Origin of the sequence: Intestinimonas massiliensis (ex Afouda et al. 2020) (assembly GCF_900626285.1) — a bacterium.
Taxonomy (GTDB): Bacteria; Bacillota; Clostridia; order Oscillospirales; family Oscillospiraceae; genus Flavonifractor; species Flavonifractor massiliensis_A.
The window spans coordinates 2,584,545-2,601,412 of the sequence record NZ_LR131147.1 but is presented as its reverse complement, the minus strand read 5'-3'; the positions used below and the strand labels follow the sequence as shown (position 1 = coordinate 2,601,412).

Genomic DNA, 16,868 nt, shown 5'->3' with positions numbered 1-16,868 from the left:
AAGGAGGAGAGGATATGAAGTTGCGTTGGAGGCGAGGGATCGCGGCATTGCTCTCCGCTGTGATGTTGCTCAGTATGCCGGGAGGACTGGAGCTCACAGCAGCAGCAACTGAGGCTGTCCAAGAAACCACTTCTAAGCGAAATTCTGAATATGACTTGGTAATGGACACATCTGGTCAGACCATAGTCGGTTATACGGGCGAACCAGTAAATTTGGTAATTCCCGAGGGTACAGTAGCTATTGGTGCCAATGCGTTTCAGGATTGTACCGCTTTGGCATCCGTCCAATTTCCGGATAGTCTTGAAGAGATCGGAATCCAAGCGTTTACCGGATGCACCACCTTGTCATCTGTGAAATTTGGCAGCGGACTAAAAGCCATTGGTGGCGAGGCATTCTCTTATTGTACCAGCCTCAAAAGTCTTACTTTGCCGGAAGGAATTACGGAATGGGGCATTCGCATTTTCCTCTCCAGCGGGCTGAATTCACTCACACTTCCACAGGATATGAAAGTAATCCCAGACAGCATATTCAGTGGGAGTTATGCTCTGGAGTCTATTTCCTTGCCAGATGGTGTTACTGCCATAGGAAAGGAAGCCTTCATGAACTGTCGCTCTCTGCGGAACGTGGAGATTCCAGAGAGCGTCACTGCCATTGGCTCAGGCGCATTTAGCGGCTGCATTGCATTGAAAGAGCTCGTCCTGCCGTCAGGGCTGACTGCCATTGCCAGCAGTACATTCAACAATACCGGATTAGTTAGTCTGGATGTCCCAGAGAATGTTCGAAACATTGACTACTGGGCTTTTAGCTTCTGCGATGATCTTACCTCCGTCCGTATCCCAAATCGTCTGACAAAAATTAACGAAAGTGCGTTTGATGACAGTACGCCTGCCAATATTACCATTTGGTGTACTGCTGACAGTTATGCATATACGTTTGCTCTGGAGCATGGACACCCCATTCGATTGATAGGAACAGAAGATACCCGCCAGGTAAGTGCCACGGTACAAAGCCCGGAAGGAACGGTGTTGACAGAGGGATTTACCGTGGGCTGGTACGACATCAGCACCGGACAGCAGGTTGCAGTGGGAGCCAGCGCCATACTGCCCGATGCGTCTAAGACCTACGAATGTCGGATTTCCCTGGGGGATGAACTGAGTCGCTTATATAAGACACCTGAGCCTCAGACCGTGAAACCGGAGGATAGTGGAGCGCTTGTTTTTTCTCTGAACGCCTATACTGCTGTGCGTCTCAGTGGAACGGTGGTGGATGAGGCCGGTGGGCCTATCCAGGGGGCGAATGTGGAGATTGTACAGGTCTTTGGAGAGCAGTCCATCAATCTCCAACCTCTTACCACGGAACAAGATGGCGGTTTTTCTGCGGAAATATCTCAGGTTCCCACCACCGTGGTGGTACGAGCTGATGGCTATTACAGCGCCAGACGGACGGTAAGTACGGGCAGCTCCTATGACTTGGGAGAGATTGCCCTGACAAAAACCGTCAGTGATTGCATCCAGCTTACTCTGGCCCAGGTTGATGCGGTCAGGAGTGGAGAAACACCTCAGAAACGGTATCTGCCCAATGCCGCCGGACTAAAGTTCACTCTGACCAGAGATGGGCTACCGGTGACGGGGTTTCAGGTTCAGGGCACCACGCTGAGATTTCTTCCCGGCGTGGTCGATGCTGGAGATACGATTCAGTTGTCGGTACAGGATACACAAGGAAATTACACTGCGAAAGATGTCTCTGTCACACTGGATGAAAGCAAGATGGGAAATGCTCAAATCACTCTGACGGAACATGGAAAGTTCTATCTCCCCACCATCTCCGCTGCCCATGCGGTAGATGTGATGATTTTTGACGAGGAAGGCAACCTTGTTTCTACTAAGGCTGTTCAGTGTCCCGTGGAGAGCGATGCCCTTCCGGCTGGGCAGTACAGCCTGGTTTTCTTGGAGAAGACTGCTCTGCTTCCCAGCGTGCCTGCTATCAGTCGTCTGAACGAACTTGGACTGACGGAAGGCAACGACTATACCTTGCTCCCTGTTACCATAGCGGACGGCATCATGACCCAGTTGGAACCGGTGACCGTACCCGAATTGAACACCGATATTCTTACCGGTCGTATTCTTGACAGTGGTGGGCTAAATGTGACGCCAGGTCAGGTGACAATTGGTGAGCTGGCCTATCTTCGTATGGCTTTCACACTTAAGGGCGATGCCGTCGCCAAGAATATTCAGCTGTCAATGCCAGAAGGCGTGGAGTCCGTTGGCGCGGCAGTGCTGGGCGTGGAGGCTCTGGTTACGGTGCCGAATGGAAATACTGTGACGATCGCGCTTCCGGAAGGCGTGTCGGAAGGTGTGGTGTACCTCGCCTGTAAAGCTGGAAAAGTAGGCGAACACCATATCAGCGCGCTTCTTTCTACAGGAGAACAAATTCTGCCCTTAGGTGGTTCGACCCTCATTCTCTCTCTAGGGCGGATCAGCCTGCCTACCAAAACCGGAAATCAGACCATACAGATCACAGGCCGAACGTTCCCGAACGCAACAGTTACTCTCTATGATAACGACTTAGAGATCGGTACAGCTACCGCCAATGCAGTGGGCAGCTGGCAGGGTATGTTTGATCTGGCAGATCCGCTGTATGCTTGTTCCTATCATTATGTTCATGGGGTCGTGACAGCAGACGGTCTGGACCAGCCAGCTGAGATCGACAGCCAGCTGGTGATCTATGACAAGGATATGCCGGCTGTGCTGGAAACGGTGATGATGTATAATATTGGTGATCACGGTGAGAACAAGAGTGTATTCCATTTCGGCTCAGCAGAGCATACGGCACAGGATACCCGTTCTTACCGTATGTGGCCTGGCAATTTCCCTACATTTACTTTCCAGGTTGAATTTTCCGGGGACAATACGCAGTTGGATCAGGTCTATGTGGTGACGGAGAGCAAGGGCGGCCACCGGACCTATGTAGAGACCGCCTATGATGCGAGCAGCGGTCGATGGCTTGGGACCCAGCAGTACTATGCCTTCGAGGACGCGCCGCAAGGCATCGGTGTTATCTATTCCTTTAAGGAATCTGATGATTTCGGTGTGCAGGAGGAGATGTTCCAAGACAACATGTTCTCCTTCGCAACATCGGATACCCAGCCGCTGGCGGATCTGATAGGAACAGAAATTGACGGAGAAAAGAACGACAATGCACCGCTGACTTTTGAGGTGCAGAAGGCTTCTGAACTGGAAAATGATTTGCAGGGTGTCCTAAAGATTACCGAAAACGATGAACCCCTTTTCTGGTATCGGCTGCAGCAGACTCCGGAGAACCGCACCGCACAGCAGCTGGCCGCAGCCGGATTCTATCCGGTCAACATGGAGCAGACGCTCTATACGCTGGCATCCTACCGGGAGGATGCCATTCAGATGCAGTATGCGGACCTGACTGAGCACATTCTTTTGACGGAGACCTATTACTTCGAAGACCCACAGGCCGCCGCAGCCACAGCCCGCGCTCAGTTTATCTCGTTGGCCGACACAAGGGGAATCCCGGCGGAGGTCATGGATTCTATCTTTGATGCTTATGGGAAGATTACCGATAAATTGACCCTTGCAGGTATCACCAAAGACATCATCGAGTTGACGGATGCGCAGATTCAGTGGCGAATGCAGATCCAGGGGAATGTAGATGCCCTATTTATAGAAGGGAATGCTCTTGGAAAGGCTCTTGATGCCAAGTGTCCGGATGGAAGTGACCGCCTGGATGCGGACACGCAGATGCAAATGGCATCAGAATTGATCGAAATCGGTCAGGATATCCAGACATACCAGGATACTGCAACCAGCCGCGCCACCGGAGCCGCTGTGTCAAAACTTATGTCCATCATTGGCGAGCAGTTATTTGAGAAAGCCTTTGATAAGATTCCGTTTGCCTCAAAAATGGCGAAATACAAGGCAACCATTATGAAAGACTTACTGCAACAGGTCACTGAGATCGGTAAACAGTATTTTACTCCGGAGATCGAAAACGCTTTAGTAAACGGCATCAAGCTACCAAACGGCACAACGATTCCCATCGATCAGCTGACCCCCGCATTGTATACACCGGCCAGTGTGGAAAACTATATCAACTCCACCGCTGCAGGCCTTCAAAAGCGGCTGGATGCCTTGAACACCTCCTTTAAGAACACCAAATGCGAGGATAAGGAGCCTGAGGAGGACGATCAGACTGGCAAAGGCGACAGCAGCGAGAATTATACAGATTGGGGATATTCGGTCGATTCAGTGGAGAGTGAGATCAAGGAGACCATCCCCATTCTGGATCCCTCCGGCTATGTATACGAGGCGGTGCCGTCCAACCGGCTGACGGGAGTAACGGCTACCCTGTACTATCAGAATGAAACAGGCGGCGAAAGTTTATGGAATGCCGACGCTTACAGTCAGCTCAATCCTCAGATCACGGAAGCTGACGGAGCCTATGCCTGGTTTGTCCCTGAGGGCCAGTGGAAAGTGAAGTTTACCAAGAATGGATACCTATCCGCAGACAGCAGCGGCGTGCCTGCTGCCATCGGAAACATCGGGAATACCGGCTGGCTCCCGGTACCGCCGCCCCAGTTTGGGGTAAACGTAGGCATGGTGTCCACCGCCGCGCCCGCGGTAGAGAATACCATCGCTTATACCGACCGCATCGAGGTGACCTTCAGTCAGTATATGAACATTGGGAGCGTAGCGGATGCCATTTCCCTAAATCGGGACGGTCAGCCCATCTCTGTCAAAGTAACCACATTGGATGCTGAGTACGCTCTGGATGGGTCTACACAGTACGCAACCCGGTTTGCCGTGACCCCGGTAGATGGGGACTGCACCGGCACACTGTCGGTTGCTGCCGACGCGGAAAATTATGCCAGCGCTTGCTTGGAGAATACATATACCGTAGCGCTGGCTGCCCCGACCCAGCGCCCCATCGGAATCACGGCAGAGGACTGTTCTCTGACGGTTCGTGAGGAAGGAGTTCTGTCAGTTACCCTCGTGGGCGGCGAGGCAGGTACCACCCTGGTGGTGGAGAACCTGACACCCAGTTTACTGAGTCTCTCCGACCAGAGTGTGGTTACTGATGTGGACGGAACCGCAGTGCTTATGCTCACCGGTAACCTGCCTGGCGTGGGACAGATCCGGGTTACAGAACCTGTTTCCGGACTCTCTGAGACCTTCTATGTGAGCATTACCATGACCGAAAAGGACGTGCCGGGGGAGGTCAAACCCGAGCCGGTGATTGCAGTCCTAAGTGACGGTACCGTTGTGACCACCGGTATGACGGTGGAAAAGGGGACCAAGATCACTCTGTCCACCGCCACAGAAGGAGCAACCATCCGGTACACTCTCAACGATACCTGTCCCTGTAAAGACGAGGCTCTGACCTACACCGGCCCTATCGCAATTACAGCGGACACAACGCTCCGGGCTGCCGCTGTGCTGGACGGTGTATATAGTGATACCATCCGTTTGGAACTGATGATAAGGACAGAGCAGTCTGGCGGAGGAACAGGCAGCGGTGGCAGCAGTTCTGTCAGCCACGCCGTTGAGATGGCCGACACGGAGCATGGCACTATCACGGTAACTCCCAGCCGCGCGAAAACCGGCGACACCGTTACCATTACAGTAAAGCCTGATGTGGGATATGTACTCCGTACACTTACTGTCGCCGATGGAAAGGGCAATGATGTGAAACTCATTGAAGTGGATGGCAGAACGTATCAGTTTATAATGCCCGACAGCGTGGTACTTGTGAACGCCGTGTTTGCTCAGGAACTTGAGACGATCATTACCTTTACAGATGTGGATGCGGAAGACTATTTCTACGATGCAGTAGCCTGGGCTGTGGCCCGTAATGTTACCTTCGGCACTTCGGACACAACCTTTAGTCCTGACAATGCCTGCACCCGCGCACAGGCTGTCACGTTCCTTTGGCGTGCTGCCGGTAGCCCTCAGCCGCAAGTGATAACCAATCCTTTTGCAGATGTGCAAGAGAGCGATTATTTTTACAATGCCGTATTGTGGGCTGTGGAGAACAATATTACGGCCGGGACCAGTGCGGGAACATTTAGTCCGGATACTGTTTGTACTCGCAGCCAGGTCGTTACCTTCCTATACCGCTATGACGGCACTGCTGCCACGGAAATAACTGAGTTTATTGATGTGAACGAAACGGCATACTATTACGATGCGGTTCAATGGGCAGCTCAAAGCGGCGTTACCTCTGGTACTGGCACAAACACCTTTAGCCCAGAGGCCAATTGTACCCGAGCTCAAATTGTGACTTTCCTTTATCGAGCACTGAAAAGTAACTAAAAAGTTTGTTAAAGATAAATGGGACCAGAAAGACTTTCTGGTCCCATTTATCTTGTTTGAGCTACTGCTTATGTTCTATCTTTGATACTCGGAATGGAAAGATGCAGAAAACTCAAAAACGGACGTATCACCAAAGGAATGATACGCCTGCCTTCTTCCAACTCTGAGCAGAGATCATCTGCCACAGCACTTCTTATACTTCTTACCGCTTCCACAGGGACATGGTTCATTGCGGCCGATTTTTCTGCTGTGCCGTATGCCATCAACCATTCTGGGCATGAGGTCTGCCATTTCATCGGGGGTATGTCCATTATTTGACCATAAGCGCGTCGAATTGGACATCTGAACGAGTAACTGCGCAAGCGGTTCTAATTGAGAATCTGTGATAGAGATACCGAACTCATCCAGCACATCAATAGCAGCCTGCATCCCCGCTTCCACTACAAAAGCAAAGTGAATCTCTCCGAGGATCTCAAGTGCTGTTGCTTCATTAACATAAAGATGATTGATCAGATAGCGTTTTACGGCGTCTGTCTCATGTGTATGCTCAAAAAAGTACCAGTTCGCATATTTGAGGAAATCTGTTTTGCCTGGTAGAAAGCGCGGTTTATCGCCAATCTGGTGCAGAAGATCCTGAACGTCAGAAAAGTTATTTTCGCCAAATTCGATACTGACAATGTAGTCTTTCCAAAAACAATACGGGGCGCCGACTTCAATATATCGGGGGAGTACAGCACAGACTTCGTTAATGCTTGTTTGTTGCTCGTTTTGCAGATTATAGATTTCAACAAAATCAGTCTTAGCAATCACGCCATAAAGATTGACCGCGGCCAAAGCATAAGTATGGAGCTCGGTATAGTATTGTCTGCGATGGAGAAAGCCTCCTGATATCAGTTCTGAGAATAGCACCTTGATTTCGCCTGTCATATAAACGATTTGCTCATGTGAGTCTGGCTCCTGGACAAGGTAACAAAGGTCCTTCAGCAACATGAAATTGTCAGGGTGTTGCCCACTCAATGAAATGAATTCTTCTTTATATGCTGCCTGGAATAACGTCCAGGTTTCATCATCAATGACATATAGCAATTCCTCAAGACGCTCTGATACAAGTAAGGCCGCATAAACAGAATTAAGCAACAACTGCTTTCGCATCGAACTTGAGCCTTTCACATAGAGCCCTCTTGCCATTTTTCGTAATTCAGTTACGGTTTTATTGGAGAGAACTTCGGGCAACGAAAGTTTCTCGCATAATGACGATGCCATTTCTATTTCCTCCACTCATGTACCCTGACACAATATTACTCACATTCTAACAAAACTGCTGTCATTGCGTCAATGCTTCGGCTCGATAGTAATTCTGTAGAAATAAGTTATTAACGCCAATGAGCAAAATAATGTATACTTGTCTAATTTATAAACTCTTGTCAAATATATTGACTGATGTCGCTTTTTGCAATATAATGTAAAATAGTGGTGGATGGAGGTGATTCTGTGTCTGGAAAAATGAAAACTGAAATCCAGATTATGCAAGACAACCTTTGCGAGTTACGGAAGATTTCCGGGTGGACCGCTGAAAATCTAGCCAAGAAACTCGGCGTCACAAAACAAACAATAAGTAATCTGGAAAACCAAAAAGTTAAGTTATCAAGGGTTCAATATATTGCCATTCGCTCTGTGTTTGAGTGCGAGGTTGCTATGAACAAAAATAACACAACGCTTCGTAAAGTTATGGGAGTTTTGTTTACTGCAATGCCACCTGTTTACCAAGAGTACAAAGACGAGATTCGGACGGCAATGATTTCTATTGCCTCTATTGCTTCTGCTGGTTTAACAGGATTACAACTTCATTCAAGTGCAACTGCACTATTGGCTCCCCTCGGGAGTGCAGCATCACAGATGGGATGCTCTCATATTGGAGAACCTTCTTTGGTGTGGCTACTCGAAGATCTTAAAGATTCTGACGCTTTAGAGATAGATAATAACGAGAGTTTGGAGGATGCACCAGATGAAGAAAGTTGAGATAAATTATAACCCGTATAAAATGATAACCACCGTATTGATCGACGGTGTTGATGTCTGTAAAGATGGACACTATGACAAGTTCCGAGAGTTCATCAAAAATGAAATTCCGCTGCAGACCTGGATCGAGCCCATTCCCTACATGGACTGGGCTGGTTTCGTGAATGAGATCTCGGATCCTGAGATCAACGATGAAGTAATGGTGACCTTCTCTGGTCGAGTCATCGATTTTGAAGATTTGAAACGCTCTATTGCTGACCAAAACAATAAACGCGTATCTCCTGTTATTTACCACTACAAGCACAAGAAAGTTTTGGATGACAAGGTGCTTTCAACGAACATCGAAGATGTTGTTAAAGAGTTGAAGTCTGAGCGTTTCCATGATCTGGTAGCTCAACGAACCACCGAAGGGTTGACTCAGAAGTATAATGACCTCGACGAAAACTACACAATCGCCAAAGAGAGTGTGTTTTATATCGTCTTTGCTGGCGTATATAGTTCCGGTAAGTCCACACTATTGAACACTCTGATTCGACATGATGTTTTACCGACCAGTACCCGTACCTGCACATCGAAAAATTGCAGAATCAGACACGATCGCAGTCTGGGAAGAAAACTGTCTCTGGTCTGCTACGACGATGATGAAAATGTTGTTGTCGAAAAAAGGATTTTTGATAATGACGTTGACTGTGCAAACGCCTTTCTTGATATCTGTCCGATTAAAAGTAGCAACAGCGAGGACAATTATCCTCATGTCAGCATGATGGAATTAGGTGTAGACTTGTCCCATCTCTATCCCAGTAGCGTAAGCGAAGACAAGTTTACAATTGTGCTGATTGACACTCCGGGTATGGATAGCGCCCAGTCTAGCGAAGACGGCATGAACAGACATGCGGAGATCGCCTTGAATGCCATTTCCATGGAGAGCAAGCCGATGATCATTCTCTGCGTGGATGGGCAGAAATACGAAGATACCAGCATCGGTGAATTTATGCGTGAGATTATCGCTCAGGCCAAGGAAGAAGGAAGCGGTTTCAACGACCGATTCCTTTTCCTGATGAACAAGAGTGATATGATTCCATACAAGCAGAGTGAGACACCGGATGACGTCAGAACCGCTTTTGCAAAATACTTGACTGACGACTCTAAATGGAATATCAAAGGAGACGAGGAAGAACTCCGGCAACTCGCAGAAGATGCCTCCCACTTCGTCCCGCGTGTATTTATGACTGCTGCTGCTCCCGCTTTGGCGATTGCCTCTCATTTGACTGAGCTTCCTAAACGAGATATTGACGACGATCACTGGCCTCTCAGAAAGGCATATGACGCCTTCAAGGAGGAAGTAGTGGATGGCAGGCACCCCGAAAAGTATTATCTGTCCAGATACTGCGATATTCCGAACTACCGCAAAGACGAGATCGAAAAAGAATTTAACGATGCGATTAGTGATGAAAACGATGCTCGTGCGACTGAGCTGCAGTGTGGTCTTGTTTCAGTAGAGTCCGCCATAAAGGACTATATCGAGAGATATGCTTACCCCATCAAGGTCAGAGGCCTGTTAGAGACCTTTGAGGATATTTTGGAAGATGTCAGCGGATTCTCCAGCGGCGTCGTTGCTGACCTCATCCAAATGAGAAATGAATTGGGGGAAAGAAACAGCGAAAGAGGGGAGGTAAGCAAAGCAAAAGAAAGCGTAGAAGAAAAAATCGCCGCACTCGAAAAGGCAAAAGGTAAAATTGATATTCAGCTCAAAAAGCTGGATAGCATCAAGTTCGATGATAAGTCTCTGAAAAAGGCAATCGGGGACTTCAGAGCCGATATCGAAGATGATAATGAAATTCAGTTTGTTCGTGCAAACCATAAGGTTCGGACTGGTCAGAGATCTCCTAGTGATGTTATGAACGAAATTAACAGGCGTATCGACCATATCAAGGGATTATTTGACTCAGCTCTTAGGAAGACAAATCATCAGCTTGAAATGATTAAACAGAAGCACGACCAGCAGCTTGTTGATATCTTCAATATTTTAAAGGGTACCATAACAGAACTTGAGAACTCCGGTGTCTTTAAGCAGGGTGAATACAGCTTTAAGGATAGTGTCCTCTGGAAGTTAAGCTTTGAAAATATTGACGCTGACAGCTTTGCTTCCGACATCAAGAAAAGCGTGGTTGATAAAGCGAAAAAAACCAGGGAGGTTTACAATTACAAGAAAGATGAATGGCGTTCGAGTCGGAACCCGTTTAAGAAATTCGGCTCGCTATTCATGTCTGAAACCAAAACCGAGACCTATTATGAAGATGGTTATTATGAAACCACCGACCTTGTGCGAAGTCTCGATACTTACCTGCGTAATCTCCAGACTGAAAGTGACGCAATGGCAAATTCATTCAGGGAGATTATGGATGACGGCAAGAAGAAGGTTCGTGACTTGACCAACAGACTCTTAAAAGAAATCCAGCAATTCCTGAATGATATCAAGAAACAGGAAGAGCGTATTCAGTCCCTGAGCAACTCTATGGAGAAACTGCAGAAAGAAATTGAGAAGAGCGAAAAGACGAACGAGTGGCTTAACGAACTCGCAGAAAAAATTAAGGGGGCGTGATTTATGTTTACATCTTTTGACGAAAATGATTTCTGGAAGGCAATTCAGGAAAAGGATTACACAAGCTTAAAAATCAATACTGTTAGTTCCATGCTCAATGATCCCACTTTTACTCGTGGGGAAACCGAAAAGGTTCTGGAAATCCTAGACGATAAGGTCCCCGAGATTTTCGAAGAAGAGATCACACTGGACTATGAAGAACGCCTGGAGCGCAGTGCTTGGGATAAAAGATATTTCACCAAACTTACCTATTGGTTCCAGGAAAACTTCGCGAAGAGCCGGGTTGGCTATATCAAAGAAGTGGGCCAGGCTGTGCATCGGGATACTGCTAGGAAGTATAACGAGTCTATTAACCGCCGGCCTGCTCAGCCGGCACCCAAGTCGGGTGTCAGCCAGCAAGGAGGCCACACCGCAAACCCTACTCACGCACCAGCGGCAAAGGAAAAACCGTTCCCGGTATTGGGTGTGATCGCAGCGGTGGCCGCCCTGGTGCTGGTTGTGGCATTTCTGGTAAAACTGCTGTCGAAGTAAAGACTATCGCTGATAAATCAACCACCAAAACCTTTAAGGTTGATACAATACAGCAGTCTAAGCGGGATATCCTTCGGGCGAGATCGGTCAAAACATCAACTCCGAAAACATCGGATCTGACAAGTAACGAACTCACCCAAATAGCTCGGGCAAATCGATATAGAAAGGATGGACACCCAGATGAGTGACGCCCCCCACGTTCAGAATCCTCTCGATCTGAAGGATCTATACGCTGCATTTGGGGCAGCAGATAGTATTGTGTTGAAGAAATACATCTCAAAGTTATCTGCGGCTCCCTGTATAGAACTATCTGATGAATTAAAGTCCATAGCGATTGGCGAAAATATCTCTTTGTATCAAGTGTCCAAAATTATCTACGACAAGAACGAAAACACACAAGATAAACTGACTACTGTTTACTCCACGATTTTTTCGCTCCAGAACTATGGTTTGGCCATGCTCTTGAATGGAAACAAAGATCATGTTGATCTGTACTTGGGCGTTGTCACAAGAAACCTACTTATGCGCCAAAAGTCTCCAGAAGAAGTGTTGAATGAGGACAATATGCAACAGGATGGTGAAGTGCCATCGGTAGATAATGAATCCACAATCAAGCTGTCCGTAATAGAAAAAAATCTGCTGAATACCGGCAAGGTGTTAAAAAACGCTTTCATCGGCAACTTCCCTGGTACTGAGCTAAAGATGGTCAACAATGTCACCGAAAAGGACAAGGGAATCGTAGGCAAGGCCGATATCATTAGAGAATCTTTAAAAGAGGCCAAATATATCACTGCCGTGAGCAGCGTCCCTGCAATCAGAAATGCTAATGAATCGAAGAATCTGGAGTTTATCCAGGGCTTGGAGAAACTGATTGAGACGATGCGCGGCAAAAAGTATTCTATGATTATCATTGCTGACGCCATGAGCAATGATAAGATTGAAGAAATGTGCGCCGAGTACGAGGATATTTATTCGCAGCTGGCACCCTTTAAAACCTCTGCTCAGACTATTAACGCGCAGGCGACGCAAACCGATACCGAAGGCCTGGTGAAAGGTATCACCGATACGACTAATGAAACGATTGCAAAGTCTCTGACCCATGGAACTGCCACGGCAAAAACTCATACAGATAGCGCGGGTGGAAGTATTGGAACTGGTAGAATGTTACCAGTTTCCGCTACTGCAAATTATAGCCACGCCTATTCCCGCACCAAGAGTGAAACAGAGGCTACGACGGACACGACTAGCTCTGGAACAGCTAAGTCTTTGACGGAGCAGAACTCCGTCTCTAAATCTCTTGCTGCAACAAATGGTGAATCTCTCCAGCTCAACTATGAGAACCGGGCTGTGAAGACGCTGCTCGATCGGATAGACGAGCAAATCAAGCGTATGCGGTCATGTGAAGACTTTGGGATGTTCGATACCTGCGCCTACTTTGCATCCAAAGACTACGATGTGGCTGTTGCGGCTGCCAGTGCCTTTAAATCCTTGACTCGTGGTGAGAACTCCTCTATCGAATCATCTGCCGTCAACATTTGGAAGAGTGAAGAGGATGTCGGCTATATCAAAGACTACCTGATGCGTTTTTATCACCCTGAGTTCCTTACTCTGATTGATGAAGAGCATCATTATCCGACCACTGCCACCATGCTTGTCAGTGGCAAGGAAATGCCATATCAGATGCCCCTGCCCAAAAAGTCTGTATCCGGTGTTCCCGTTGTGGAGTGTGCTGAGTTTGGACGAGAGGTTGTCACTCTGGCTGAATTTAATGGGGATTTGCCTCTCGGTAAGATTTATCACATGCACAATAAAGAAGATGGCACCGTGAATCTGGATGCGAACAGCTTGACGGCTCACACCTTCATTACTGGCTCTACCGGTTCCGGTAAATCGACAACGATCTACAAACTCCTCGACGAGCTAAATTCGATGACGGTTGGAGACTCCGACGAAACGGTAAAGTTCATGGTTATTGAACCGGCCAAGGGAGAATACAAAAATGCCCTTGCCAAAAATAAAAAGTTCGGAATTAAGGTGTACGGAACGAACCCATCCATCACTCCTCTGCTTAGAATCAATCCCTTCCGTTTCCCAAGCGACAAGATCCACATTTACGAGCATTTGGACAAGCTAACGGAGATTTTCAATGTCTGCTGGCCCATGTACGCAGCTATGCCAGCTGTGCTGAAAGCAGCTATGGAGAATGCGTACCGTTCCGCCGGCTGGAATCTGGTCAAATCTGAAAACAAGCATGGAGATATCTTCCCCAATTTCGTCGATGTTGCGCTTGAAGTAGAGAAATACATCAACAAGAGTGAATACTCCGATGAGAATAAAAGCAACTACAAGGGTTCCCTGCTCACTCGCCTGGAGTCTCTGACGAACGGCATTAACAGTCTGATTTTTACTGCGGATGATATTGAGGACAACGCGCTCTTTGAACAAAATGTGATCGTCGATTTGAGCCGTGTTGGTTCCATGGAAACCAAAGCTCTAATTATGGGTGTACTGATTCTGAAACTTCAGGAACATCGCATTGCTTGTACCGATAAGAGCAATTCCAATCTACGCCATGTGACCGTTCTGGAGGAGGCCCATAACCTTCTAAAGAGGACAAGCACTGAGCAAAGTTCGGAAACTGCTAATCTGCTTGGTAAGTCTGTTGAGATGTTGGCCAACTCCATTGCTGAGATGCGTACCTATGGTGAGGGCTTTATCATCGCTGACCAGTCTCCTGGCTTACTGGATATGTCAGTGATCCGCAATACTAATACGAAGATTATTATGCGACTTCCCGACTTCTCAGACCGTGAGTTGGTGGGCAAGGCTGCCGGCCTCAACGATGATCAGATTATCGAACTGGCAAAGCTTCCCCGAGGTGTTGCTGCAGTTTATCAGAATGACTGGATCTCCCCAGTTTTGTGCAGCGTGGAAAAGCCTAAAAAGTTAAAGGAAGAAGAGTATATCGAGAAAACCAACTACCCTGTTCCCAAGGACGACACCCTGCTATTTGATCTGTTAGATTCCGGTTTCAGAGCCAAGTTGGACGACCTGAGTCAAGAGGAGGCATTTAAGAAAGCTATTCTGAAGTCTTCCGTACCCACTGAAACTAAGCTGCGACTCATGGATTACTTGTCTACAAAGAAAAGTGCTGAAAGTGTTAAGCTGCTTGCGTCGATGGTGTTCGATCACTTCAAAAACGCAAAGGCAGTGCTTGAGAGCACGACGGATGAAGCGTCCGTTGAAGATTTGAAGACTGCTATCATGGCCGAACTGGATCCGTCCATCATGCAGTTCGAGGATGAGCAGATTAACATCTTGATTACCTTGATCATTAAGGAATACACTGACCGCTACTATGTGGATTACCCACTCTGGCGCGAGTTCGCAATCCGTATGGCAAGGGGGGAAATTATATGAGCTTCTTAAAAGAAACCAGCCTGATCGACGGTGCAATGCAGACTGATCGGCCCGAAGGTGTTGATGCACCGAAGCTCAATGAATCCGATATCCCAAAGTTCGATCAAAGGGACGTTCCCCACTGGATTCTTGACGACAAAACAGGGAATCATTCTGTTACCGAGTTATCCGATATCTTCAACTCTGCTTTTAAAAGTTTTGGATTGACTTCGGAAAGCAACGAGGTAAATCGTTCTGAGAGTTCCGAATCATCAGAGCAGAAGAGCTACTCTCAGTATCTCGAAAAAGGTGATGATGGCAAATATTACGATAAAGAGACTGGCAAAACCTATGATTCTGCTGAGGATTGGGTAAAGACCCAGGAAACTCTGGCAAAGCGATATGAGAGTACCGCCCAATACTTCGAGGACAAAGCCAAGAAAGAGTGGGCTCGCTTTAAGAACGCTGAGCAAAATGGCGAGACCAACGGAGAGAAGTGGGATCATTACCGCCATTCCCAGCAGTATTACACTAAAGCCAAAGAGTGCAGAGAGGTGGCCACCCATATTCGGGAAAAACTTAATTCGGTCAGTGATACTGCCGGACTTGGCAACGAAGTCCCCGGAAAAGATAATCTTGAGGTTGAAGGCTCTTTTGCCGCTGTACCGGTAGAGAGGCAGGAAGCTGTCTATGATGCCTTTAAAAACGCCCCAGATGAAATTAAGACCCTTGTCAATCAATATGCCAGATATCTGTCTGTGGAGGATATCAAAGAGACTGATCGCGTGAAGACCTGCCACTATAACCTCCTTGATAGAGTTATCCGGATGGAATCCACACTGCAAGACGACGAATACGCAGAAATTTTCAGCCATGAGTATGGCCACTTTGTTGATCACAACTTGGATCGTCCATCCAATACCCAGGAATTCAGGGATGCCATGAATAAAGACCTTGCTGAGTATGACCTCAGCACAGCTGAAGGATATGAAAACTTCAAATATATGCTTGACGCCGTGGTTAACTCAGATGCCGCCTATGATAGAGCTGTATCCGATATTCTGTCAGCCTTTTTCATGAATCATCCTGACATCCAGCAAAAATTCTACGATGAAGCTATCAATAGTTACGGTCATTCTAACGAATACTGGGCCCATCCTGGAGCACGGGAATGTGAAGTCTTTGCAAACATTTTCAGCATGGCAGCTCAGGGCAACACGGTGTCTTGTGAATTCATAAAAGCCTACTTCCCTAACACCTGGGATCAAGTCATGGATATTTTGGAAGGAGGGGCACAATGACCTCGATTGAATTTGGAAAAAAGTGTAGACCGCACCTTGCTCAGTATCGAGATATCTTTGGAGAAGTCCCCAAGTTCTCTGAATTTGAGTGCAATCAGGATGAATTCCTTGAGGCACTCCTGCGTGCAATTGAAACCAAGGTTAATATCTCTACGCTGCTTAAAAAGCGGATTATAGACTATTCCAATCCCAACATTCAGTATTGAGATACATCATCTCACTCGTGAAAGAAACATACTGAGAAACAGCACTTAACCCCCAGGAGTCGGATATACGGTTCCTGGGGGTTAAGTGTTTTTTCATTTACCTCGTAGTTCGCGTTTGTACTTGTAATAGGTATTCCGGGCCAGGCCAGTCAAGCGCATAATCTCGGCATCACTGAGATTACCGCCGAATTCCTTGGAGAGTTTTCTGATCACTTCTATTACAATAAATTTGGACAGGAAAGCCGGGCAGCCAGTCCGGCTTTCCCTCCATCTCGTGCCTAAGCTACAATAAGAGGAGCAACTGGCTGACCACTCACTCCTTGGGCTTGTAAGTCCGTACGAAAGACTGTCNTCTATTACAATAAATTTGGACAGGAAAGCCGGGCAGCCAGTCCGGCTTTCCCTCCATCTCGTGCCTAAGCTACAATAAGAGGAGCAACTGGCTGACCACTCACTCCTTGGGCTTGTAAGT

8 protein-coding genes and 1 pseudogene are annotated in these 16,868 nt (G+C 47.5%); 7 read left to right on the top strand and 2 right to left on the bottom strand.

Annotation, left to right across the window (positions count from 1 at the left end; all coding sequences use genetic code 11):
* Positions 1-14: 14 nt before the first annotated feature.
* Positions 15-6,338 carry a leucine-rich repeat protein gene (locus E0E41_RS12850; protein WP_033117936.1) on the top strand — a complete coding sequence of 2,108 codons (6,324 nt, stop codon included), beginning with the start codon at positions 15-17 and terminating at the stop codon, positions 6,336-6,338.
* Between the two features lie 174 nt (positions 6,339-6,512).
* Here the strand turns inward: E0E41_RS12850 and E0E41_RS12845 are convergent, their stop codons facing one another.
* The gene (locus E0E41_RS12845; RefSeq protein ID WP_033117935.1) at positions 6,513-7,601 is read right to left on the bottom strand and encodes an SEC-C metal-binding domain-containing protein; all 1,089 of its coding nucleotides are present in this window, start codon (positions 7,599-7,601) and stop codon (positions 6,513-6,515) included.
* 228 nt (positions 7,602-7,829) lie between these two features.
* Here E0E41_RS12845 and E0E41_RS12840 point away from each other — a divergent pair, with 228 nt between their 5' ends.
* The 6 genes from E0E41_RS12840 to E0E41_RS12815 all read left to right on the top strand — a co-directional run bounded on the left by E0E41_RS12840 (position 7,830) and on the right by E0E41_RS12815 (position 16,396).
* Positions 7,830-8,357, top strand: a complete 528-nt coding sequence (locus tag E0E41_RS12840) for a helix-turn-helix transcriptional regulator (RefSeq protein ID WP_052082705.1) — start codon at positions 7,830-7,832, stop codon at positions 8,355-8,357.
* Positions 8,344-10,959 carry a dynamin family protein gene (locus tag E0E41_RS12835; RefSeq protein ID WP_033117934.1) on the top strand — a complete coding sequence of 872 codons (2,616 nt, stop codon included), beginning with the start codon at positions 8,344-8,346 and terminating at the stop codon, positions 10,957-10,959. Before E0E41_RS12840 ends, E0E41_RS12835 begins: the two co-directional genes overlap by 14 nt.
* Before the next feature lie 3 nt (positions 10,960-10,962).
* A complete protein-coding gene (locus tag E0E41_RS12830) occupies positions 10,963-11,490 on the top strand; it encodes a hypothetical protein (RefSeq protein ID WP_033117933.1) in 528 nt (175 codons plus the stop codon).
* 180 nt (positions 11,491-11,670) lie between these two features.
* A complete protein-coding gene (locus E0E41_RS19000; protein ID WP_052082704.1) occupies positions 11,671-14,910 on the top strand; it encodes an ATP-binding protein in 3,240 nt (1,079 codons plus the stop codon).
* Complete coding sequence (locus E0E41_RS12820; protein ID WP_033117932.1) at positions 14,907-16,190, top strand: hypothetical protein; 1,284 nt, start codon at positions 14,907-14,909, stop codon at positions 16,188-16,190. The genes E0E41_RS19000 and E0E41_RS12820 overlap by 4 nt, the downstream gene beginning before the upstream one ends.
* Positions 16,187-16,396, top strand: a complete 210-nt coding sequence (locus E0E41_RS12815; protein WP_033117931.1) for a hypothetical protein — start codon at positions 16,187-16,189, stop codon at positions 16,394-16,396. The genes E0E41_RS12820 and E0E41_RS12815 overlap by 4 nt, the downstream gene beginning before the upstream one ends.
* A gap of 93 nt (positions 16,397-16,489) precedes the next feature.
* On the opposite strand, the pseudogene E0E41_RS18995 reads toward E0E41_RS12815, so the two are convergent.
* Positions 16,490-16,606 (bottom strand): annotated as a pseudogene (locus tag E0E41_RS18995) (recombinase family protein); the annotation flags it as partial.
* Positions 16,607-16,868 lie beyond the last annotated feature (262 nt).